Annotated in this window: 1 pseudogene; it reads left to right on the top strand. The window is 63.2% G+C overall.

Features of this window, described 5'->3' with window-relative positions:
- Nucleotides 1-272, top strand: a pseudogene (locus RTW80_RS29300) (hypothetical protein); the annotation flags it as partial.

Genomic DNA, 272 nt, shown 5'->3' with positions numbered 1-272 from the left:
CGGACGCAAAATTTTTAGCCGGGTTTATGGCTAAAAATTTTGTGGCCGGTGCATCTCACCCTGGACAGATGGAACGGGAGGGGGTTACGTCTGCCCCCCGGAAAGTCCACAGCGGGAAACAGGCCGCAGGGGTGGCGGCAGGAGGGAAGACTGCTGCGCCATCAGGCGCAGTTTCCTCACACACCGTCAGGTGTGCAGGGAGCGCAGGTCACGGCGCGACAGGGGCGGCGCGACCGGACCGGTCGCTGCAAGCCGGGTTTTCACGCATCGGA

It is taken from the genome of Escherichia sp. AM3, from assembly GCF_032029835.1.
In the GTDB taxonomy this organism is placed as follows: domain Bacteria; phylum Pseudomonadota; class Gammaproteobacteria; order Enterobacterales; family Enterobacteriaceae; genus Escherichia; species Escherichia coli.
The sequence above is the reverse complement of the archived record's forward strand: the minus strand, read 5'-3'. Positions and strand labels throughout refer to the sequence as shown.